General features: G+C 71.0%; 21 protein-coding genes and 1 pseudogene. 11 read left to right on the top strand and 11 right to left on the bottom strand.

From position 1 onward, the window contains the following. Positions 1–9 precede the first annotated feature (9 nt). Positions 10–783, bottom strand: coding sequence for a cutinase family protein (locus tag Prubr_RS33060; protein ID WP_212819207.1), 774 nt, complete (start codon positions 781–783; stop codon positions 10–12). Between the two features lie 184 nt (positions 784–967). Between Prubr_RS33060 and Prubr_RS33065 the strand changes: the two genes are divergently transcribed. Together Prubr_RS33065 and Prubr_RS33070 are read left to right on the top strand one after the other, a co-directional pair. Continuing rightward, entirely contained in the window at positions 968–2,026 is a 1,059-nt protein-coding gene (locus tag Prubr_RS33065) for a hypothetical protein (protein WP_246567978.1), read from the top strand. 56 nt (positions 2,027–2,082) lie between these two features. Next, entirely contained in the window at positions 2,083–4,095 is a 2,013-nt protein-coding gene (locus Prubr_RS33070) for a hypothetical protein (protein WP_212819209.1), read from the top strand. A 35-nt stretch (positions 4,096–4,130) separates the two neighbouring features. Here the strand turns inward: Prubr_RS33070 and Prubr_RS33075 are convergent, their stop codons facing one another. Beyond that, positions 4,131–5,060 carry an ADP-ribosylglycohydrolase family protein gene (locus Prubr_RS33075; RefSeq protein WP_212819211.1) on the bottom strand — a complete coding sequence of 310 codons (930 nt, stop codon included), beginning with the start codon at positions 5,058–5,060 and terminating at the stop codon, positions 4,131–4,133. 737 nt (positions 5,061–5,797) lie between these two features. Here Prubr_RS33075 and Prubr_RS33080 point away from each other — a divergent pair. From Prubr_RS33080 to Prubr_RS33110, 7 genes are all read left to right on the top strand, one after another. After that, positions 5,798–6,517: an SDR family NAD(P)-dependent oxidoreductase gene (locus tag Prubr_RS33080; protein ID WP_212819213.1), complete on the top strand. Its 720-nt coding sequence runs from the start codon at positions 5,798–5,800 to the stop codon at positions 6,515–6,517. Next, a complete protein-coding gene (locus Prubr_RS33085) occupies positions 6,514–6,894 on the top strand; it encodes a hypothetical protein (protein ID WP_212819215.1) in 381 nt (126 codons plus the stop codon). Before Prubr_RS33080 ends, Prubr_RS33085 begins: the two co-directional genes overlap by 4 nt. Positions 6,895–6,906: 12 nt before the next feature. After that, positions 6,907–7,818, top strand: coding sequence for a phosphotransferase family protein (locus Prubr_RS33090; protein WP_212819217.1), 912 nt, complete (start codon positions 6,907–6,909; stop codon positions 7,816–7,818). A gap of 151 nt (positions 7,819–7,969) precedes the next feature. Further along, complete coding sequence (locus Prubr_RS33095; RefSeq protein WP_212819219.1) at positions 7,970–8,770, top strand: M23 family metallopeptidase; 801 nt, start codon at positions 7,970–7,972, stop codon at positions 8,768–8,770. Between the two features lie 69 nt (positions 8,771–8,839). After that, positions 8,840–9,979 (top strand): sensor histidine kinase, encoded by a 1,140-nt coding sequence (locus Prubr_RS33100; protein WP_212819221.1) that lies wholly within the window; start codon positions 8,840–8,842, stop codon positions 9,977–9,979. After that, entirely contained in the window at positions 9,976–10,710 is a 735-nt protein-coding gene (locus Prubr_RS33105) for a response regulator (RefSeq protein ID WP_212819223.1), read from the top strand. Before Prubr_RS33100 ends, Prubr_RS33105 begins: the two co-directional genes overlap by 4 nt. A gap of 106 nt (positions 10,711–10,816) precedes the next feature. Further along, positions 10,817–11,506 carry a DUF2306 domain-containing protein gene (locus Prubr_RS33110; protein WP_246567980.1) on the top strand — a complete coding sequence of 230 codons (690 nt, stop codon included), beginning with the start codon at positions 10,817–10,819 and terminating at the stop codon, positions 11,504–11,506. Here the strand turns inward: Prubr_RS33110 and Prubr_RS33115 are convergent. Then, a complete protein-coding gene (locus tag Prubr_RS33115) occupies positions 11,486–12,088 on the bottom strand; it encodes a hypothetical protein (RefSeq protein ID WP_212819225.1) in 603 nt (200 codons plus the stop codon). The two genes, Prubr_RS33110 and Prubr_RS33115, sit on opposite strands and share 21 nt — an antisense overlap. A 382-nt stretch (positions 12,089–12,470) precedes the next feature. On the opposite strand from Prubr_RS33115, the gene Prubr_RS33120 reads away from it, so the two are divergent. Then, on the top strand, positions 12,471–12,698 hold the full coding sequence (locus Prubr_RS33120) for a hypothetical protein (RefSeq protein ID WP_212819227.1): 228 nt from the start codon (positions 12,471–12,473) through the stop codon (positions 12,696–12,698). 51 nt (positions 12,699–12,749) lie between these two features. Here Prubr_RS33120 and Prubr_RS33125 read toward each other — a convergent pair whose 3' ends face one another. The 7 genes and pseudogenes from Prubr_RS33125 to Prubr_RS38475 form a co-directional block, all read right to left on the bottom strand. Further along, complete coding sequence (locus Prubr_RS33125; RefSeq protein WP_212819229.1) at positions 12,750–13,895, bottom strand: Gfo/Idh/MocA family protein; 1,146 nt, start codon at positions 13,893–13,895, stop codon at positions 12,750–12,752. Continuing rightward, complete coding sequence (locus Prubr_RS33130; RefSeq protein ID WP_212819231.1) at positions 13,888–14,670, bottom strand: ABC transporter ATP-binding protein; 783 nt, start codon at positions 14,668–14,670, stop codon at positions 13,888–13,890. The genes Prubr_RS33125 and Prubr_RS33130 overlap by 8 nt, the downstream gene beginning before the upstream one ends. Beyond that, positions 14,660–15,421, bottom strand: a complete 762-nt coding sequence (locus Prubr_RS33135; RefSeq protein ID WP_212819233.1) for an ABC transporter ATP-binding protein — start codon at positions 15,419–15,421, stop codon at positions 14,660–14,662. The genes Prubr_RS33130 and Prubr_RS33135 overlap by 11 nt, the downstream gene beginning before the upstream one ends. After that, complete coding sequence (locus Prubr_RS33140; RefSeq protein ID WP_246567982.1) at positions 15,418–16,560, bottom strand: branched-chain amino acid ABC transporter permease; 1,143 nt, start codon at positions 16,558–16,560, stop codon at positions 15,418–15,420. The genes Prubr_RS33135 and Prubr_RS33140 overlap by 4 nt, the downstream gene beginning before the upstream one ends. Next, positions 16,544–17,428, bottom strand: coding sequence for a branched-chain amino acid ABC transporter permease (locus tag Prubr_RS33145; RefSeq protein WP_212819235.1), 885 nt, complete (start codon positions 17,426–17,428; stop codon positions 16,544–16,546). The genes Prubr_RS33140 and Prubr_RS33145 overlap by 17 nt, the downstream gene beginning before the upstream one ends. A 7-nt stretch (positions 17,429–17,435) precedes the next feature. Continuing rightward, entirely contained in the window at positions 17,436–18,101 is a 666-nt protein-coding gene (locus tag Prubr_RS37890; protein ID WP_425517962.1) for an ABC transporter substrate-binding protein, read from the bottom strand. 122 nt (positions 18,102–18,223) lie between these two features. Then, positions 18,224–18,658 (bottom strand): annotated as a pseudogene (locus Prubr_RS38475) (ABC transporter substrate-binding protein); the annotation flags it as partial. A 169-nt stretch (positions 18,659–18,827) separates the two neighbouring features. Here Prubr_RS38475 and Prubr_RS33160 point away from each other — a divergent pair. Next, on the top strand, positions 18,828–19,889 hold the full coding sequence (locus tag Prubr_RS33160) for a LacI family DNA-binding transcriptional regulator (RefSeq protein ID WP_246567984.1): 1,062 nt from the start codon (positions 18,828–18,830) through the stop codon (positions 19,887–19,889). Here the strand turns inward: Prubr_RS33160 and Prubr_RS33165 are convergent. Further along, a complete protein-coding gene (locus tag Prubr_RS33165) occupies positions 19,861–20,223 on the bottom strand; it encodes a DUF4440 domain-containing protein (protein ID WP_212819242.1) in 363 nt (120 codons plus the stop codon). The genes Prubr_RS33160 and Prubr_RS33165 overlap by 29 nt on opposite strands. Positions 20,224–20,249 lie beyond the last annotated feature (26 nt).

Below are 20,249 nucleotides of genomic sequence, written 5' to 3' on the forward strand. Positions count from 1 at the left end.
CGGTCGTTCTCAGAGCCTGGCGAGGATGAAGTCCTTCGCGGCGGTCTGGACGGCCGACGTCTGGTACCGGGTGCCGTGGACGTCGCCCGGGTCGCTGATGTTCTGGCACCAGCGGTCGTTGGCGTAGCAGTACGAGCGGAGGCGGCTGTTGAACTCGCTCAGGACGCCGACGGCTCTGGGCCAGGTGCCGTTTCTCGTGCCGCCACCGGCGTTGAAGGGTTCGCCCACGCGGTAGGTGGGGTCGCCGAAGAAGACGACGGCCGCGATGCGGTTCCGGTAGGTCGCGGCGATCCGGTTGCCGGAGTCGCTGGCCAGGGCGTCGCCGATGACGTGCGCGCCCTGCGAGTATCCGACGAGGACGAATCTGGTGCTCGACGAGCAGGTGGTGCCGAGTGAGGTGACCAGGTTCTTCAGGTTGGTCGTGCCCTGCCCCTGGCTGATCGGGTAGATGGGCGCGATGGCCTTCGCCGGATACTTCAGCCCGGTTCGGCGGGCGGTCAGCGGGGTTCCGGTGACGACGGTGGAGGTCAGGTTGAGCCGGCCGCCGAAGCCGCCGGTGGCGTAGTCGTACGAGCCGCCGCCCGAGCCGGCTGCCTCGTCGGTGCCCCGGACCCCGATGACGATGACCCGTGGACAGGTCGCCGACGAGCTCACGGCGTGGGCCGGCGTGGCGATGGCCGTGCCCGCGGCCGCCATGACCACGGCCAGCTGTGCCGCTGTCGCCGCCCGGCGCAGCCTGGTCGTGGACAGCCGGGAGCGGTCCGTCCGACGTGATTGGCGCATCGACAGCCTCCCATGGATGATGTTGGCCGCCATGATCGCATGACACCGCGAAGCCCCACCAGACTTGACTTCCGCCGGACCGGAAGGCGGCACCGTCCACAATCCTTCGCCCGACGTACTCCCGCCGGCCACCATGGACGCATAAATTCAGGAGCATCTATGGCATCCGGAACTGGAGGCGCACATGATCGACCGTGGCCGGACCGTACGCAGGCCGTGGACGGCAGCCGCCCTGGTGGTGACGCTGGCCGCGGCCGTACTCACCGTGCCCACGCCGGCCCGGGCGGCGGTCAGCCGGGCCGACCTGGCCCTACGCTGGGCACCGATCCACCACCAGGACGTCGACGTGACCGGCAGCCACGCCCTGGCCGGCCGCTCCGACTACATCACCAGCGTCGACTTCGACGGCGACCTCAACGGCCGCAACAACTGGGACCGTGCCGCCGCCCCGGACGTGTCGTTCGCCGCCCACGCCTACTACTCGGTCCTGGAGACGGCCACCCACTGGTACCTGACGTACTTCTTCTTCCACCCGCGCGACTGGACCGACCATCCGTTCTTCGAGACTGAACACGAGAACGACGGCGAGGGCGTGCTGTTCGTCGTGGAACGTGACGGCTCCACGTACGGCACGCTGCGCGCCGCGGTGACCGTCGCGCACAGCGACTTCTACTCCTACACCCCGGCCGGCAGCACCTGGACCAGCGGCCGGGAGAGCATCGACGGAACCCTGAACTTCCAGACCTCGCCACACGACCCGCACCGGCATCCGGTGACCGGCCAGGAGGCCAAGGGCCACGGCCTCAAGGCCCATCCGCAGTACGGCATCGTCGGCGACGGCATCGTCTACTATCCGTCGACGGTGGCCGAGACACCGGAGCACGCCGACGACCGCGACGTCCGCTACCGGCTCGTCGACATCTTCGCCCCGGGCGGCCTGTGGGCACAGCGCGCGAACCCGAACTTGTTCGCGCACCTCGGCGCCTTCGCCGGCGACACCTCCGGCGGCTGCGGCACCGGCACCTGGGCCTGCTCGGTCAACTCGGCCAACGCCCCCTGGGGCTGGGACGACGGCGACGACCTCCCGGCCCGCGGCGAGATCGCCACCGACCCGGCCAAGCTGTCCACCGAGTACTTCGCGATCCCCGGCGGACTGTCCCGCACCTACACCCACAACCCGTACGCCAGCGAGGCGGCGGCCCTGGCCGAGGCGGCCCGGACCGCGCCACCGGTGGTCGACTGACAGGGCGTGGGACGACGGCCGCCCGGCGATTTCGGTCGGGAACGTATGCTCCGGCCGTGCTGCGGGGACTCGACGAGGTCGACTGGGATGAGCTGTTCCACGCGTACGGCAAGGCGGTCGACACCGCGAACCTGTTGCGGCAGGCGGCCTCGCCGGACGCGGACACCGCGCAGGAGGCGGTCTCGGAACTGCACGGCAGCATCTTCCACCAGGGCACCGTCTACCCGGCCACGGTGGCGGCCGTGCCGTTCCTGGCCGAACTGGCGACGGCGGCACCGCACGGCCGCGCCGACCTCGTCTGGATGCTCGGGATGCTGGCCGACCCGCACCACGCGTACGGCGACGAAGTCCTGGACGTGCGGGCCGCGGTCGCCGCGCAACTACCGGTGCTCCAGACCCTGCTGGCCGACGGTGACCAGAACGTACGCGAAGCCGCGGCCTACACGGCCGCCCAGGCCGGAACGGACGCCGAATCGCTCCGGAAACGCTGGCGGACCGAAACCGCCGAGCCGGTCCGGGCGTCGCTCGCGCTCGCCCTCGGCCTGATCGACCCGGCCGCCACGGGCCCGGAGCTGACCGACCTGGTTCTGGGTGCGGCGCCGCCGGTACGGGTGGCCGCGGCGGTGGCACTGCTGCGGGCCGGGCTGCCCTGGCCGGACGGTGCCGTCACCGCCGTGGTCGCCGCGATCGACGACGGCGCCATCGTCGAGTACTGCTGGGCGCACGGCGGCGAATGGTCCGCGGAACTGGTGGTGGCAACGTCCGCGCCGGTCGCGCGGGAACTGCTCGACCAGCTACTGAAGGCCGACAAGCCGAAGACCCGCGAACTCGGCCTGTATGCGGCATCCGAACGGTGCGACGTCAGCCGTTCGGCGCCGCCGCAGCTCGTTCCCCTGGTCGCGGCCGCGGTGAACGACCCGGATCCGGACGTGCGGCAGGGGGCGGTCAGCGCGCTCAGCCGGGCCGGTGCGGCGGCCGGGCGGTACGCGGACCTGCTGGCCGGCCTCGCCGCCGGTTTCCCCGACGTGGCCGGGGCGCGTGGTTTCACCTCCGAATACCAGGCGGTCAACGCCCTGGCCCGGCTCGGCGATCCCCGTTGGATCGACCCGGTGTGCGCGGCAGCGGCCGCCGGCCACCGGACCCCATGGTCAGTTCGCGGTGCCCGCCTCGAGCCCGCGGTGCTGGCCGCCGTACGTCAGCGGCTGGCCGACGAACCGGCCCGGGCCGACGTGCTGGCGTTCGTGCTCGGCACCTGGCGTGCCCCGGAGGCGGTGCCGGAACTGCTCGCCGCCCTGCCGCACGAGGGGCCGGAGGCGGCGGGGGCGCTGCTGGCGATCGGACACGACGACCCGGCCGCCGTGCCGCACCTGCGGGCCCGGGTGACGCGGACCGGCGACCCGGCGGCGGCCCTCGCCGTCCGGCGGATCACCGGCGACGCACGGCCCCTGCTCGACCTCCTCGACACGGTCCTGTCCGGGAAAGGGGAGCTGCCGCGTGGCCCGCAGACGTTCGTCGACGGGCTGGGCGAGACGCTGTACCCACTGCTGCCGGCGGCCCGTGAACAGCTCACCGGCGCGGCGGCCCGGACGCACCCGCAGCGGGAGGTCCAGATCCTCGCCGCCCGGATCGTCGCCGCCGTCGACGGCGTACCGCCCGTCCTGGCAACCGTGCGCGCGGTACTCGCGGGCGGGTGGGGGCCGGCCGCGAGTACCGCCGCGGGCCTCATCGCGGACCTGGCCCCCGACCACCGCGACACCCTGGCAGCCCTCGAGCCGCTACTGCGTGGGCGGCTCGGCGACCGGTTGAGCCGGGTGTCGGCGGCCCGTGCCCTCGCCCGGCTCGGCGTGCCGGTCACGGAGCTGACCGAACCACTCGTCCACGGCGTCGCCGACCACGCCGGCTTGGCCACGATCCTCGAACTACGTGCGGTCGAGACGATCCCCGGTCTGGTGGAACTCACCGCCCGGGACAGCCGCATTCACCTCGGCGGGGGTGACGACGCCATGTGGAACGACGAACTGCTGGTCGAGCGCATCCACACGACGATCGCCGCCCTGCGCGCCGGCTGACCGCAGACCCGGACGCGCGGCGGTCCGCCAACCGGCTACCCGTCGACGGACCCTCGACCGGGACCGGGGAACGGACGCGGGTCGCCCGGCAGCGGCTCGCGGCGGCGCAGCCAGGCCGCCGGGATTCCGTTCGGTCCGGTCCCGGTGTACGCCCCGACGATGCCGCCCACGATCGCCGAGGTGGTGTCGACGTCGCCGCCGGCCTCGATGCACGCGTGGATCGCCGCGCGATAGTCGGCAAGCCGGGTGGCGGCCACCCACAGCGCGAACGGCACCGTGTCGTGGGCCAGTATCAGTGCGCCGTTGCCGAGTTCGTAGGCGGCCTCGGCGACACTCGCACCCAGCAGCCGGCCGGCCCGGACGATCCCGCTCCTCACCCGGCAGTCGATGAGATGGGCCAGCACCACGTCGAGCAGTTCGTCGGGCTCCGGCCGGTGGTGGGTCAGCCGGGCCCACCCGGCTTCCGCGGCGGCGACCGCGACCGCGACGGCACCGAGAATCGCGTCCGGGTGCGTGTGGGTGACCTCCGCCGAACGCATCGCCTCCAGCGCGGCGGTACGGCTGTCCCCGGCGTGGAACGCGCCGAGCGGGGCGACCCGCATCGCCGCACCGTTACCCATCGAACCCCGGCCGCCGAACGCCGCTCCGGCCGCCTCCCGCCAGCCGACGCCCTCCCGGATCTGGCGCAGCAGGACCGCGGTTCCGCCGCCGTAGCCGCGGTAGGGATCGAACTGTTCGGCGAACCGCGCGGCCAGGCGGTCCTGGTCGATGTCGGTGTGCAGCCGTAGTTCGTCGACGATCGAGCAGGCCATCTCGGTGTCGTCGGTCCACGGCCACGGCGCGGCCGGCAGGCGCCCGTCGAGCAGGTCGGGAAGGTCGTGGCCGGATACGAGGAACCGGGCGCCCAGAGCGTCGCCCGCCGACAGTCCGTCCAGGCTGTCGTAACACAGGTCAAGCATGGTCATGTTGCGGCCGATCCTGCCAGACGCGGAAACCACCCGCCACGGCCCACCGATGCGCATCGAGGCACGACACGCACGTCCGCCGCCCTCCTTACAACCGGTCAGGACGGCGGCGTGCGCCGGGATGGGCGACACTCACGGTCGTGACGGATCAAGCCGCGGACGAGCCGGAGCACCCCCTGCCGGGCGGATTCGTGAACACCGTCGTACGCGTCGGTGACACCGTACGGCGGCCGGCCACGGCGGCGAGCGGATTCGTACGGAATCTGTTGCGGCACCTCGAACGGTGCCGATGGACGGGCGCGCCACGCCACCTCGGGTTCGACGACCGGGGGCGCGAGATCCTCACCTTCATCGAGGGGCACGTGGCCTGGGAGGAGTACCACTTGGCAGTACGCCGGTCTGGGACCCCGGGCGGACGTCGACGAGGCGGCCCACCGGGTACGGCTGATCGCCGACGCGTACGAGCTCGCGGACCGGGCTGTGCTGGTCGAGACGATCCTGTGGTGGCAGGACCGCTGCTGACGGGGAATCGCGGCCGGGGCGGACGCCGGTGAGCCGGCGATGGTGCGGCTGCGTGCGTCGGGTGCGGTCGACGAAATACGGGCGGCCCACCGGTGGACGGCCGAACACCGGCCCGTCCTGCAACGGGTCCTGGTGTAGGCGGTTCCGGCGGGAGTGCCCGAACCCCGGCATGTCCGGTTGACGTCGACCGGGGTTCAGGTGTTTCGCTGCAAACCGTGAACCTTGACGGACTACGGGTCGCCGTCACCGGCGCCGCACGTGACACGGGACTACTGCTCGCCGGGGCGTTCGCCGAGCGGGGTGCCCAGGTCTATCTCTCGGCCCGGAACCTGGCGGCGGCCGAACACTGCGCGGAGGTGATCAGCCGGCGCGGGCCGGGGCGGGCGGACGCGTTTCGCTGCGACCTGGCCGAGCCGGACTCGGTGCGCACGTTCGCGGCGGCCGTCGCCGACCGGACCGACCACCTCGACGTGCTGGTCAACAACGGTGCCGCCTACCTCGAGGGCGACGACCTGACGGACGCCCCGGACGACGGGATCGAGGACATGCTGGCCGCGGGCGGCACCGGTACCGTGCTGTTGACCAGGCATCTGCTGCCGCTGCTGCGGGCCTCGTCGCGCCCCGACATCGTCAACATGATCTCCGCCTGTGGCGAGGTCGGGCACCGCCGGTCCGGCGCGCATCCCGCGTTCTACGCCGCCAAGCACGCCCAGGCCGGGCTCGCCGAGATCCTGTCGCACCGGCTCCGGCCGGAGGGCATCCGGGTGATCTCGCTGTTCCCGCCGGACTTCGTGCAGGACGGGCCACGGCAGTCCCACAGCGACCTGACCGCCCGGTCGGTCGTCGACTGCGTCCTGTTCGCGGTCGGTCAGCCACGGGACTGCTTCATCCGGGAGTTCCGCTTCGAACAGGTCCAGCCGATGATCGACAGATGAGTCTGTGGGACGACCTGGGTGCCGAGGAACGCACCATCATGCAGAACGCGATCGAAGAGGCGTGGCTCTGCCACGTCATCGGTGACTACCTCGGTCATGCCTCGGCCGGCGGTGCGGTCTGGACGTTCGGCACCGACGAGGACGCCATCAGGGCGCTGATCCCCCGTTTCGCCGCGATCACCAAGGACCTGGTCGTCCGGAATCTGATCGAACTCATCCCGACCGAGCGCTACGACGACTGGCCGGAACACGTGCCGATGACCGAGGCGGAAATCGACGCGGCCCTCGCCGATCCCGGCACCTGGGTGTCCGTTCACGCCACGGGTCCGATAATGCTGATGACCACCGACCACGCGGACCGCCTCCTCGGCAGATGACAGGATGGCGTGGTGGGGACCGTCGAGACCGCCGCGATCCGATGGGTCGAATCGGTCTGGCGACGTCGGATCACCGCCACGCGGCGCCTCACCGGTGGATGGACCTCGACCGTCCTGCGCCTCACCGCGGCTGACGGCGGGGACGCCGTACTCCGGATGATGACGAAGGAGCCGTGGCGCCGTCACGCGGCCGGGCTGCTGACCCGGGAGGCGAACGTCCAGGAGCAGCTCGGTCGGTCGCCGATTCCCGTACCCCGCAGTCTCGCGCTGGATCCGTCAGGAGCCGAGGCAGGGGTTCCGGCCCACCTGATGTCGTGCCTTCCCGGCCAACTGCGCCTGGACCGTGTCTCGGCTCAGGTCATCGACACGTTGGCGGACCTTCTCGTGGCTGTCCACCGCTTCGATCCCGGGCCGGCGAAACCTCGGGACTTTCAGTCCTGGGCCGGTCCCGAAAAGCGTGTCGTGCCGCGCTGGGCCCGACGGCCCGACCTGTGGGGGCGGGCGTTCGAGGAACTCGACCAGCCGGCACCGGCCCATGTCGGCACTTTCCTGCACCGCGACTTCCACCTGGGAAACGTGCTGTGGACAGGGGAACGGATCAGCGGCGTCGTGGACTGGGTGGAGACGTCATGGGGTCCCGCACACCTGGACGTGGCACATGCCGCCACATATCTGGCCATGCTCCACGGCGCCGCACCCGCGGCCGCCTTCACCGACGCCTACTGCCGCCGGGCCGGCGACCGACCCGCCGACGACGAGTTGCGGTACTGGAACGTCCTGGACATCGTCGGTTACCTGCCGGATCCCGCCAAGGTGGTCCAGCCGTGGCGGGACCGCGGGCTGACGATCGGTGACGACCTGGCCCGGATACGACTCGAACAACGGCTGGAAGCGGTCCTCGCGCACACCATCCGGCGTCCGTAGGCCTGCGCGCGGAGCGTCCGAACACGACGGTCGCACCGCCGGTTCGCCGGAACGGGAACCCTTGACGGGGACCGAGTCGGATGCCCTAGGATCCAAGATCCCGGGGCCCATTGAAACTCGTCGTTCCATCGCCGGAGGGGCAGCCGACCGTATGCAAGCAGCCGATGAAACACCCCTGGAAGCCGGATCGTCGGGACTCGACCGTCGACACCTGCTCGGCCTGATCACCGCGACGCTCGCCGCCGGCATCATTCCCGAGGCATGGCTCGCCGAGGCGGCGTACGGCGCCACCCCGAGATGGAACCGGCCGTTCGACAGGTGGGTTCCGATCACGTCGTCGTTCGGACCACGGCGAGACCCCATCACCGGCGAGACCAGACAGCACAACGGCACCGACTACAGCTTCTCCGGAATCCTCGGCTATCCGATCCGTTCGATCGCGGCCGGCACCGTGACCAGCGTCGGCTACAACGCGGCCGGGCTCGGCCACAACGTCACCATCACCCACGCCGACGGCTGGCGGAGCGTCTACGGACACATGCGCGCGGCCCCGGTGGTCGGGACGGGTACGCAGGTCGCCGCCGGGCAGCACGTCGGCAACGTCGGCTCGACCGGCCGTTCGACCGGCCCGCACCTGCACCTCGAGATCTTCCACCCCAACGGCGGGCGGGTCGATCCCGAGTCGATTCTCACCGGCGCCCCGTACGCCGGTGCGCCCGGCACGCCCCCCGCGATTCTCACCAAGGACGGACTCATGTATCTCATCTGGAGCACCGGCGGCACCGGCTACCTGGTCACCCCGAACCGTGTCATCGGACTGAGGTCGATGGCGCACTACAACCTGTTCAAGCGGATCATCAACTCCAACCAGGCCGCCGACCAGCCGGAGGTCTTCAACGCGTTGGAGATCGACCAGATCAAGGCGTACCTGGCCGGCACCGTGCCCGCCTGACACCGCACCGCGCGGGCGTCGTACTTTGGGCCGATCCGCCGTCGTGACCCGCCTTCGTACGATGGACCCGTGCACGGTCTACTGCGCTCCGTGTGGGACGAGCCGCGCCCGTCCGGTGCGCCCCGGCGGGTGTGGCGGGACTGGCTGCTCGTCGTCGTGCTCCTGCCGGCGGCGCTCCTCGAGGGACTCCTGCGACCGGAACTCAGGTGGCCGGCCGTCGCGGTGACCGTGGCGGTCGGGCTCCTGCCCACCCTGCTGTGGCGACGGACCCGGCCCCTGCTGATGGTCACGATCGCCTTCGGCACCTGCGGTGTGGTCCCGCTGCTGACCGGCCGGGACACCCTGGACCTGACCGTCCTGTCCTACGTCCTGCTGCTGGCGTACGCGCTGCTGCGGTGGGGGTCCGGGCGGGAGATCGCCGTCGGGTCGGCGGTCATCGTCGGCAAGCTCGGTCTCGGCGCCGCCATCGGGGAGCACGACCTCGCCGACCTGGTCGCCGGGTTCGTCGTCCTGTTCGCGGTGATGGCCCTGGGCGCCGCGATCCGCTACCGGGCCGGGTCCCGGCAGCGTGAACTCGACCAGGTCAAGCTCCTGGAACGGGAACGGCTCGCCCGCGACCTGCACGACACCGTCGCCCACCACGTCTCGGCGATAGCGGTCCGCGCCCAGGCCGGGCTGGCCGTGGCGGCGGCCCGGCCGGAAGCGGCGACCGAGGCGCTGCGGGTGATCGAGGCCGAGGCGTCCCGGGCGCTCGCCGAGATGCGCGGCATCGTCCGGGTCCTGCGCGACGGTGACCCGCCGGAACTGGTTCCCGCCCCACGGGTGGTGGACCTGGACCGGCTCGCCGACGATTCCCGGGACGAGCCGCCGGTGGAGGTGGAGGTCGTCGGCGACGCCGGCCGGCTGACGCCGGCGGTCAGCAGCGCCGTCTACCGGCTCGCCCAGGAGTCGGTCACCAACGCCCGGCGCCACGCCCGGCGCCCGACCAGGATCCAGGTCCGCGTCGTGGTCGACGACACGACCGTACGGCTGCGGGTGGCCGACGACGGCGAGCCCGCCACGGTCCGGCCGGGCCGACCGACCGGGTACGGGCTCGCCGGGATGGCCGAGCGCGCCGGCCTGCTCGGCGGCACCTGCGAAGCCGGCCCCGGCCCGGAGCAGGGCTGGATCGTCACCGCGGTCCTGCCCCGGGCCGGGGCGGCGGTGTGATCGGGGCCGGGTCGGTTCCGGCTCCCCGCGACGGGGCGGCGGGTCCCGATCCGATCCGGGTGATCGTCGCCGACGACCAGGAGATCGTCCGGACCGGACTGGCGATGATCCTCGACGCCCAGCCGGGCATCGAGGTCGTCGGCCAGGCCGCCGACGGGCGGCACGCCGTCGAACTGGCCCGGCGGCTGCGCCCCGACGTGTGCCTGTTCGACATCAGGATGCCCGGCATGGACGGCATCGAGGCCACCCGGCTGCTCGCCGGGCCGGCCGTCGCCGACCCGCTCGCCGTCGTCGTCATCACCACCTTCGACCTCGACGAGTACGTCTACGCCGCGCTGCGCGCCGGCGCCCGCGGTTTCCTGCTCAAGGACGCCGGCTCGGTGCTGCTGGCCCAGGCGGTGCACGCCGCGGCGAGCGGGGACGCGCTCATCGCGCCCAGTGTCACCACCCGGCTGTTGCGGGCCTTCGCCGACACCGGCCCGACCGCACCGCCACGGCAGCCCGTCGATCCGCTCACCGACCGGGAGGAACAGGTTGTGGCGGCGGTGGCCCGGGGGCGGACCAACAGCGAGATCGCGGGCGAGTTCCACATCAGCCTCAGCACCGTGAAGACGCACATCGCCAGCCTGATGGGCAAGCTCGGGGCCCGGAACCGGGTCGAGATCGCCATCTGGGCGTACGAGACACAGCGGGTCCGCGTCGGGGACGGGCGGCGCCCGACCGGCCGGTGAGCGGCGGGCTCCGACCAAAGTACTACCGCGGCGCCGAACCTTCGGCCGGTCCGACCCGGGCCCGCGGGCCGATGAACCGGGGCCGTCGTGGTCGCAGGATCGAGCCATGTCCGTGAATCGCTCGGGCCGGCGTGAGTGGCTGATACCCACCGGCCTGGTCCTGCTCAGTCTCGTTCCCGTGGTCGCCGGCGCGGTCCGGGTCACCGAACTCTCGGCCGGTGCGGTCGCGACACCGGACAACGCGCGCTTCGTCGCCGACCCCCTGCCGGTGGTCGTACACATCGTCAGCGCGACCGTGTACTGCCTGCTGGGTGCCTTCCAGTTCGCGCCCGGGTTCCGCCGCCGGCGGCCAGGATGGCACCGGGCGGCGGGGCGGCTGCTGGTGCCGGCCGGGATCGCCACCGGGCTCTCCGGGGTGTGGATGGCGGTGTTCTATCCGCTTCTGCCGATCGACGGCGGGCTGCTCATCGGCCTGCGGATCGGCTTCGGTGCCGCGATGGCCGGCTGCGTCGTCCTCGGTTTCGTCGCGATCCGGCGACGCGACATCACCCGGCACCGGGCCTGGATGATCCGCGGGTACGCCCTCGGCCAGGGCGCCGGCTCCCAGTTCGTGACCCACATGGTCTGGATCCTGATCGTCGGTCCGCCGGGAGAGTTGGCCCGGGCGCTGCTGCACGCCGCCGGCTGGCTGATCAACCTCGCGGTCGCCGAATGGGTGATCCGCCGACCGGCCCGGCCGGTCCGGTCCTCCCCCGCCCCGTCCGGTGTCGACCGGTCACCGGTCCAGCCCGGCTGAACCCTGGTCAGTCCAAAGTGGCACCGATCGCGCCGGAACGATGCCTTGCTCCATCGTTGTCCGTCGGTCGATTGACGTCGACGGTCGGCCCCCGCCGCTGAGAAGGTCGACCGATACGAGGTCACGCCAGACGATGTTGTTGTTGCGCCGGACATTGGTCTGGATGTCGGGGGTCAGCGGCAACAGCGGGTCGGTCGGCGACTGCCACACGGCGATCAGGGAGAAGTGACCGGGGCCGGGCACGCCGATCCAGGGAACGCTCACGGTGGTGACACCGGGCGGGACGGTGAGGCTCACCGAGGTCACGAACGTCCAGGCGGTCGGCCAGACCAGGCTGGCGCCCGGGGACGAGCGATAGAACATCAGCGTTCCGCTGTCGGTGCCCTCGCTGTACGGTCCGGGGTTTCGCAGTGTGGTGATGATGTGGTTGGTCCCGCCGACCACCGGGGGAACGCTGCTGGCGCACCCCGCCGCCGTCGGGCAGACCTTCAGGTCCGGACTGGCCCAGATCGGGCTGCCCCAGTGCGGTTGGAGGCCGGCATCGCTGACGAGGTCTCTCATCCACACGTCGGTGACGGTCATGAGCCGGTCCGGTGTGGCGTCCGGCGGTGCGGCGGCAGTGGCAGTGGCACCCGGCAGGCCGGCCAGGGCCACGCCGGTGAGCAGGGCCGTCGCCGCCCGTCGGACTCGGCTACCCGAAATCGCCATGACAGTTGTCTCCCGTCGACGGGGGCACCGGCGTGGGGTTCCACGTCGGTGAGGTCATCGATTCAGGAGCCGGTCGACGGGACGGAGATACCATGATCCAGCGCTGACATCTGTCAGATGACGCCAGGCCCGGTCAAATCAGGCGCCGCGGGTGCCGTCGACCGGTTCGGGGGCCGGCCGGTCGAGATCCGCCGATCACCGGATGTGCCCGCGCGGTGGCGGCCGGTAGGTTCTGGTCATGCGACGGTGGCGGCTGATGAACAGGGGCAGGAAGGCCGTCGCGGGGGTCGCGACCGGTGTCTTCCTGGTCCTCGCCACGATCCGCACGTTCGTCCTCGACCCGGACGCCACGAACTGGCAGATTTCCCTGTGGGCGCTACAGGCCGCGGCGATGCTGGTGGCGTATCTCGTCTGGTGGCGGCCGACCGGCCCGCCGCGCGAATACCGCGGCGTCGACCTGAACGCCAAACGTCTGCACTGGTGAAAGACCGGTGCCCGGGAACGGCGTCGCCATCCCCGGGCACCGGTCGCGCGGTCAGCCGCCGGGTAGTTCGACCCGGCGCCCCTCGTTCGACGACCGCAGGGCGGCGTCGACCAGCCGCAGGCCGCGTACGCCGGCGGCGAAGTCGTACCGGTGCGGGCGGCCGGCGTCGACGTCGAGCAGGAACTGCTCCCACTGGGCCCGGAACCCGTTGACGAACTCCTGGTTGTCCGGGATCTGCTCCCACTGCCCACGGAAGTCCTGGTCGGTCGGCAGGTCCGGGTTCCAGACCGGCTTCGGGGTCCGGACCCGGGGTTGGATCTTGCAGCCGAACAGGCCGGCGACCGCCGAGCCGTGGGTGCCGTCGACCTGGAACTCGACCAGTTCGCCCCGGTCGACGCGGACCGCCCACGACGAGTTGATCTGCGCCAGGATGTCGCCCTCGAGTTCGAGGATGCCGTACGCGGCGTCGTCGGCGGTGGCGTCGTACCGGTTGCCCTGCTCGTCCCAGCGCTCCGGGATGTGGGTGACCGCCTTGGCGGTCACCGCCCGGACCTTGCCGAACAGGTTCTCCAGTACGTAGTTCCAGTGGCAGTACATGTCCAGGACGATGCCGCCGCCGTCCTCGGCGCGGTAGTTCCAGCTCGGTCGCTGGGCCGGCTGGAGGTCGCCCTCGAAGACCCAGTAACCGAACTCGCCGCGTACGGACAGGATGCGGCCGAAGAAGCCGGCGTCGATGAGCCGCTTGAGCTTCAGCAGCCCCGGCAGGTAGAGCTTGTCGTGCACGACGCCGTTGATGGTGCCGGCGGAGGCGGCGGCCTCGACGAGTTCGAGCGCGTCGGCGACCGTCTCCCCCACCGGCTTCTCGGTGTAGATGTGCCGGCCGGCGGCGATCGCCTTGAGGATCGCCTTCTTGCGACCGCTGGTGGTCTGGGTGTCGAAGTAGACCGTGGCGGTGTCGTCGGCCAGTGCCCCGTCCAGGTCGGTGGTGAACTCGGCGATGTCGTGGTCGGCGGCGATCTTGGCCAGCTTGTCGCGGTTGCGACCGACCAGGATCGGCTCGACCTGGATCCGGTCACCGTCGGGGGTGACCACGCCGCCGTCGGCGCGGATGGCCAGCACCGAGCGCAGCAGGTGCTGCCGGTAGCCCATCCGGCCGGTGACGCCGTTCATCACCACCCTGATCAGGCGCTCAGCCATCGACGGTCACCTCCTTGCCGGCCGGCGCCTTGTCCGCGGCCGGACCGGCCGGCCGGCCGCCGAGGTACAGCTCACCCAGTTGCGGGTCGGCGAGCAGTTCCGGCGCCGGGCCGGTGATGTGCACCTTGCCGAGGTCGAGGACACACCCGATGTCCGCGGTCTCCAGCGCCCGGCGGGCGTTCTGCTCCACCAGCAGTACGGCGACACCGGCGTCACGCATCCGGACCACCTGCTCGAACACGGTGCTGGTGGTCTTCGGGTCGAGCCCCATCGACGGCTCGTCGAGGAGCACGACCTTGGGGCTGACCATCAGCGACCGGGCGAACTCGACCTGCTTCTGCTGGCCGCCGGAGAGCAGCCCGGCGAGCGCCTTCCAGCGGTCGGCGACGACCGGGAACAGTTCCTTGACGAACTCGATCCGCTCGTTGATGACCGCCTTGTCACGCAGCGTGTACGCACCGAGGTTGACGTTCTCGGCCACCGTCATCTCGCGGAACACGCTGTGTCCCTGCAGCACGTGGGCCAGCCCGGAGCGCAGCATCTGCTGCGGCCCCTGGCCGGTGACGTCCTTGCCGTCGACCTTGATCGTTCCGGACCGGGGCTTCAGCAGCCCGCTGGCGACCTTGAGCACGGTGGACTTGCCCGCGCCGTTCGGGCCGACGAGGCAGACCACGGTGCCCGGCGGCACCTTGACGGTCAGCCCGCGCAGCACGAGGGCGGCCCGGCCGTAGCCCGCCTCGATGTTGTTCAGCTCGAGGAGAAACTCAGACGCCAAGGTAGGCCTCCAGCACTCGGGGGTCGGTCTTGATCACCGACGGCGGGCCGTCGGCGATGGGCCGGCCACGGTCGAACACCACGACGTGGTCGCTGAGGCTCATGACCATGTCCATGTTGTGCTCGACGATGAGGAACGTCTTGCCCTCGGCGTTGAGTTCCTGCACGAGGGTGCCGATCCGGCCGATGAGGGCCGGGTTGACGCCGCCGGCCGGCTCGTCGAGCATGATCGTCTCCGGGTCGCCCATCAGCACGCCGGCCAGCTCGAGCAGCTTCTGCTGCCCGTACGACAGGTTGCGGGCCTCGGCGTGCTCCAGATGGTCGATGCCGACCCGGTTGAGCAGCCCACGGGCCCGCTCGATGTCGCCGGAGTGCCGGGAGCTGGCCAGCTGCGCCCGCAGGTTGGTGCTGCGGACCGCGACGAGCATGTTCTCCAGCACGGTCATCCGCGGGAACACCCGGCACAGCTGGAAGCTGCGCCCGATGCCGGCCCGCGCGATCTTGTGCGGCGCCTTGCCGGTGATGTCCTGTCCCCGGTAGGTGGCCTGGCCGGAGTCGGGCTTGATCATTCCGGTGACGCAGTTGAAGAACGTGGTCTTGCCCGAGCCGTTGGGGCCGATGAGGGCGTTGACCTTGCCGTGGTGGAAGCTGACCGTCGCCTTGTTGACGGCGGTCACGCCGCCGAAGGACTTGGTCAGCTCGACGGTCTCCAGGCTGCGGATCCCGGCCGGGCTCTTCGTCGGGGCCGTCATCGCTTCACCTCCGCCTTTGTGTCGGACGCCGCGTCGGCGTCGGTGGCCGGCGGTGCCGGCTGGCCGGCGGCCGCCGCCCTGGCCCGGTTCTGTTCGAGCAGTTCGGCGGCGGTGACCTCCCGGATGGAGCTCTCCGTGGGCCGGAACCGTTTCACCAGGTTGCCGACCGCCGGGATGATGCCGTCCGGCATGAACAGCACCACCACGGCCAGCAGCACACCGGCCGCGACCAGGTGCAGCTGGGTGCTGCCGAACTCCAGCTTGAAGATCTCCAGCGCGGTGCCGACGATGAACGCGCCGAGCAGCGGACCGAACAGGTGCCGGATGCCGCCGAGCAGCGCCATCAGCACCATGTAGGAGCCGGTCAGGATGGAGAACTGGAAGATCGGGTCGAGGTCGCCGAACCACAGCGCGTAGAGGCCGCCGCCGAGCGCGGTGAACAGCGCCGACACGACGTACGCGATGAGCTTGAAGGTGAAGGTCGGCGTACCGAGCGACTGGGCCTTGTCCTCGTCCTCACGGATCGCCTTCAGGCCCATGCCGAACCGGGACCGGTCGATCGCCCACCAGGCCAGCAGCGCGATCGCGATCAGGCCGGCGTACAGGTAGAAGAACACCATGTGGTGCTCGGGACGCAGCAGGTCCGGGAACGGCCGGGGTACGACGAGACCGTTCGAGCCGCCGGTGAACGCCCCCCAGCTCTGGAAGACCAGCAGCAGGATCAGCACCAGGGCGATCGACACGATCACGAAGGACGCGCCGCGGACCCGCAGCGCGGCGATGCCGATCGGCACGGCCAGTGCGGCGACGACCACGCCGGCCAGGATCAGCGCGACGAAACTCGGTACGCCCGCCTTGGTGATCAGCAGGCCGGTCGCGTACCCGCCGAGGCCGGAGTACGCGGCGTGGCCGAGCGAGATGTAGCCGGTGAAGCCGCCGACGAAGTTCCACGCGGTCGACAGGATCGCGTAGTTCAGCACGACGACGCCGGCCGACAGGATGTAGGGGTTCGGCGCCACCAGCGGGAACGACAGCACCAGCGCCGCACCGACGACGAGGGCGATCAGCCGTACGGGTGTGCCGAGCCGGGCGGGCAGCAGGCCGCCCGCCGGCGCGGTCGTTTCAGAACCTCTGGGCAAGGCGACCTCCGAAGAATCCCTGCGGCCGGAAGGCCAACGTGCCGAACAGCGCGACGTAGAAGACGGTTTGCGCCCAGGTCGTGCCGAGCGGCAGTTGCAGCAGGCTCTGGCCGAGGCCGAGCACCATGGCGGCGATCGCGGCGCCGGGCACGCTGCCGAGCCCGCCGACCACGATGATCGCCATCAGCGGGCCGATCCAGTGCCAGTGCAGCGAGGGGTAGATGGTCGAGTCCAGCGACAGCGCGGTGCCGCCGATCGCGGCCGAGGCCAGGCCCAGTCCGAAACCGAAGCCGGCGATCCGGTCGGTGTCGATGCCGGTGAGCTGCGCGGCCTCCTTGTGCTGGATGGTGGCCCGCAGCGCCTGCCCGAACCGGCTCTTCTTCAGCAGCAGGTAGAGGGCGGCCAGCGACACGGCGGCCAGACCGAACGCGATCAGCTTGACCACCGCGACGCGGGCGCCGAAGAGGTCCAGGCTCGCGCCGCTGTAGCTCAGGTTGATCCGGCGCTGGGTGCCGGTGAAGACGTACCCGAGCATGCCTTCGATGATCAGGGCGATCGCGAAGGTGAGCAGCACGGACATCATCGTCAGGGTGGCCGGCCGCAGCCGGGTGATGAGCAGCCGCTGCATCACCACCCCGACGAGGAAGAACAGCGGGACGGTCACGAACAGGGACAGCAACGGGTCGAGCCCGGTCTGCTGGTTGAAGTACCAGGCGAGATAGGCCGCGAGGATGAGGAACGCCGAGTGCGCGATCATCACCACCCGCATGACGCCGAAGTAGAGCGTCAGACCCGCGGCGAGCAGGGCGTAGAGACCGCCCAGCAGGATGCCGAGGACGATGCTCTGGAAGATCAGGGTGCCGGACACGAAATGATCACCAGCTCGGCTTGGGGTAGACGATGTCGGCTTCCTTGGTGTCGCCCGGCAGCACGATCTGGATCTCGCCGTTGACGTACTGCTGGATCATGTGGGCGCCCTGCGGGCGGCCCTGGGCGTCCCAGGAGAGCGGGCCGACGACCGTCTCGACGGTGTTGCCGCGCAGCCAGTCGACCAGCTTCTGCTGGCAGTCGCCCTGCTCGGCGCAGCCGACCGCCTCGACGGCGGCGGCGACGACCTGGCCGGTGGTGTACGCGTTGGCCTCGTCCTCACCCGGCGGGTTGCCGAACTGCGCGGTGTACGCCTGCACGAACTCGACGTTGCTGGGGTACGTGGCCTTCTCGGTGTAGCCGGTCGGGGCGAGGATGCCCTCGGTCTTGGCCCCGATCGCCTTGCTGAACTCGGGGTTGGTCGGCGCGGTCGAGAACGCCGCCAGCTTCGGCTGGTAGTTGAGCTGCTGGAGGGCGACGATCAGGTTGACCGCGTCCTGGTACTGGGTGCCGCCGACGACCATGTCCGCGCGCGACGACGCGATCTTCGCGGCGATGCTGTTGAAGTCGGTGGTGTTCGGCGGGTAGACCTCGTCGACCACGGTGCGGACGCCGCCGGCCTCGAGCTTCGCCTTGAGGCCGTACGCGGTGCCCTGGGCGAACGGGTCGTCCATGGCCGCGTACGCGGCGGTCTGCGGACGCTGGTCGGCGGGCAGCGCGAGGATGTACTCGGCCAGGTAGTTGTAGTGGTCGTTGGCGACCGCGGGGCGGCGTAGAACAGGTTCTTGAAGCCCTGCTCGAAGATCTCGGGAGCCGCGCCGGCCGGCTCGACGTAGAGCATGCCGTACTCCTCGGCGACGCGGGCCGAGGGCACCACGAGCCGGGTGGAGAACGGGCCGAAGACCAGGTCGACGTTGTCACGGCCGATGAGCTGCTCGTAGTCGGCGACGACCCGGTCCGCGCTGGACTGGTCGTCGAGGATCTTCAACTCGACCTGGCGGCCGAGCAGGCCGCCCTTGTCGTTCACGACCTTGGCCCAGGCCTCGTAGCCCCGCTGGACACCCTTGCCGGGCTCGGAGAAGTCGCCAGTTAACGGAAGGGATATGCCGATCACGATAGGATCGCCCGCTGAATCGCCGGAGCCGCCCGCGGCGGAGCAGCCGGAGAGGGCCAGCGCCGCGACCGCGGCTCCAGCGATCACACCCCGCCGGGCTCGAGCCGTTGCCTTCATGAGTAACTCCTCGCATCCGTGTTACGGAAGCGCTTTCGTAAAGCGCTTCCGTAACATAGCTACGGCACCCGTGGGGTGGCAAGCGTCACAAGGAGATTTCGGTCCCGAGTCACCGGTGTGAAGGGGCGACAACATGCCTAGATCTCGATCAGCCTTGAGGCTCGCCGACGTGGCGGAACTCGCCGGCGTCTCGCTGGCCACAGCCTCGCGTGCGCTCGCCGGTCGCGACGGCGTCAGCGACAAGGTGGCCGAGCATGTCCGCCAGGTCGCGAACCAGCTCGGGTACGTCGCCAACATGCACGCGCGCACCCTCGCCGGCGGCTCGACCTCCACCGTCGGGCTGATCGTCCACGAGATCGGCGACCCGTACTTCTCCGAGATCGCCAGCGGGGTCATCCGGGTGGCCGGCGAGCGGGACCTGATGGTCCAGATCTGCCACTCCGGCCGCGATCCGGAGAAGGAGTTCCGGCAGATCCAGACGATCATCGCGCACCGGGCCGGCATCATCATCGTCGCCGGCTCCGGATACTGCGACCCGCGCCTGCAGGCCCGCTCGAAGGCGGCACTGTCGGCGTTCCAGGCCAGCGGCGGCCGGGTCTCGGTGATCGGCCGCCACCACCTCACCGCCGACGCGGTGCTGCCCGACAACGAGGCCGCCGGCCGCTCCGCCGCCGAGCACCTGCTCTCCCTCGGCCACCGCCGGATCGCCGTGGTGTCCGGACCGGACAGCCTGACCACCGTCGAGGACCGGCTCGCCGGCATCGCGGGAGCCATCCAGCGCGGCGGACTGACCTGGTCGGACATCCCAGTCATACCCACCCATTTTACGCGGGACAGTGGACTGCTGGCGACGGAACAGATCCTGCGTGACCATCCCGAGACCACCGCGATCATCGCGCTCACCGACGCGATGGCCATCGGCGTGCTGTCCGCGCTACGGGCGCACGGGATCGCCGTACCCGACCAGATCTCGGTCGTCGGCCTCGACGACGTGTCCGTCGCCGCCGACCTCGCCCCGAGCCTGACGACCGTACGACTGCCGATGGCCGCCATGGGCGAACTCGCCCTGGCCATGGCGCTCAAGCCGCCGTCGCAGCGCCCCCGGCGCAAGTCGACCGGACACCAACTCGTCGTACGCGACTCCACCGGCCCGGTCCCCGCCGGCTTGAGCCCCGGACCCGCCCCGGTCGACCGAGCCCGGGTCAGCGGGGCGTCTGCTGGTGGAAGGTGAGCCGCCAGCCGTCCTCCCGGCGGACATAGCCGCTGCTGACCAGCGCCGAGTACACCGGCGCGCCCGCCCGCACCGCGACCACCCCGTACGCGACCAGCGCCGTGTCCGGGGTGGGCCGCAGGACCCGCACCTCCTCGAGCCGGTACGACGACCACGGCTGCCCCGACATCGCCTCGATGGCCGCCGCCCGGTCGTCGATCACCAGCCCACCGGGCAGCAGCATGACCACCTCACGGTCGAGGACCCGTTCGTAGAAACCGGCCGCGTCCTGCGGCGTGGCCGACAGCGCCTGCCAGCCCCGCTCCTCCAGCGCGAACAGTTCGTCGTGGGACACCCGTCCGCTCCCTCCCGGTCGATCCG

The organism is Polymorphospora rubra (assembly GCF_018324255.1).
Taxonomy (GTDB): Bacteria; Actinomycetota; Actinomycetes; order Mycobacteriales; family Micromonosporaceae; genus Polymorphospora; species Polymorphospora rubra.